The organism is Leisingera sp. F5, assembly GCF_001593695.1.
The window spans coordinates 1-1,819 of the sequence record NZ_LUKH01000706.1; the positions used below are offsets into that span (position 1 = coordinate 1).

The 1,819-nt window shown below is 64.0% G+C and carries 2 protein-coding genes; both read left to right on the forward strand.

The genetic code is table 11. The features are described from left to right. Positions 1-169: 169 nt before the first annotated feature. Positions 170-1,216 (forward strand): efflux RND transporter periplasmic adaptor subunit, encoded by a 1,047-nt coding sequence (locus A2I95_RS35030; RefSeq protein ID WP_027260084.1) that lies wholly within the window; start codon positions 170-172, stop codon positions 1,214-1,216. 10 nt (positions 1,217-1,226) lie between these two features. Continuing rightward, the coding region (locus A2I95_RS35035) for an efflux RND transporter permease subunit (RefSeq protein ID WP_291737173.1) at positions 1,227-1,819 on the forward strand (593 nt) is incomplete at its 3' end.

Here is a 1,819-nt window from a genome sequence, read left to right on the forward strand (position 1 = left end):
GTTGCATTGTGATCTCCTTCACAGGAAAGTTCCCGCAACTGAGCTATAGGCCGCAAATTCCCCGGCAGGCCGGCGCACGGGCCGGTTTCCAGGCCGATTGCGCAACCGGGCGTGATAACAAAACAATGATGCGGACAGGCGGCAAATCCGCCCGGAAGGAGTGACTAGAATGCGTTGGAGCAAATCCCTTGCCGTTGCGGGCGGTTTTGCCGCCCTTTCCGCGGCCGCCGCGGCCCAGGAGCCGCTGAAACCCGTGAAACTGCTGCAGACCTCATCGGACTCCCTGCTGCTGGAGCGGCAGTTCTTTGGCCAGGTTGCCGCCAAACAGACGGTTGATCTGGCCTTCCAGGTCGGCGGGCAGATCCTGAAATTCCCGGTGACCGAAGGCGGCGCCGTTACCCAGGGCGGCTTGATTGCCGAACTGGACCTGGAACCGTTCGAGTTGCAGCTGGAACAGGCGCAGCTGCGCAAGGAACAGGCCGACCGCACGGTGGTGCGGCTGGAAAAGCTGAGCGGCACCGTCAGCCAGGTGTCGATCGACGACGCCGAGACCGAGGCAGGCCTGGCCCGCGTCGCCCTGCGGGACGCCGAATATGCGCTTGGCCATGCGACCCTGAATGCCCCCTTTGATGCGCTGGTCTCCAGCCGCGAGGTCGAGCAATTCACCACCATCTCCGCCGGCACCCCGGTTGTGCGGCTGCACGACATGTCCGAACTGCACATCAAGGTCGACGTCCCCGAGGTTCTGTTCCAGCAGGCCGATCAAAGCGATGTGCTGACGATTGTTGCGAATTTCCCCGGCCAGGACCAGGAAACGGACTATCCACTGGAAATCCTGGAATTTGACGCCGAGGCCAGCAGCGTCGGCCAGACCTACCGGGTGACCTTCCGCTTGACCCCGCCCGAAGACCGCCAGATCCTGCCCGGCGCCTCCGCCACAGTGAATGTGCGCGTGGACACCGGCGATGCGGCGATCCGGGTGCCCGGCACCGCGCTGGTCGCCGCCGCCGATGGCAGCACCGGGGTAATGGTCTTTGCCCCCGCGGGCGCCGAAGACGGCACCGTCACCTGGACCCCGGTAAAGGTCGAGGCAAGCCAGAACGGCGACTTCCGCATCGCGGACGGCCTCAAAGGCGGCGAAGAGATCGTACTGACCGGCGGCTCCGCGCTGAAAGACGGACAGCAGGTCAGCCGCTTCACCGGCTTCGGCAATTGAGGGCGAACGCATGGACATCGCACGCGGGTCGATCAACCGGCCGCTTTACACCTGGCTCATCATGCTTGCCGCCTTGCTCGGCGGGATCTGGGGCTTTTTGAACCTGGGCCGTCTGGAAGACCCGGCCTTTACCATCAAATCCGCAGTCATCGCGACCCAGTATCCCGGAGCCAGCAGCGCCCAGGTGGCGCTGGAAGTCTCGGAACCGCTGGAATCCGCAATCCAGAAAATGGGCGAGGTGAAGCTGATCACCTCGGTGAACCGGCCCGGTTCTTCGCTGATCGAAGTGGAGATGCAGGACACTTACGACGGCACCGAGCTGCCCGCAATCTGGACCAAACTGCGCGCTGAGGTCCGCGATGCGGCCCGCGCCCTGCCCGATGGCGTCAGCCAGCCATACGTCAATGACGGCTTTGGCGATGTGTTCGGCCTGTTCTACGCGGTAACAGCCGACGGCTACACCGACGCCGAGAAACACGAGCTGGCAACCTTCCTGCGGCGCGAGCTGCTGACGGTGGACGGGGTCGCCGATGTCGAAATCGCCGGCCTGCCGCAAGAAGCGGTGTTTGTCGAGCCGAAGATGGCGGTTGCGGTCAATCAGAA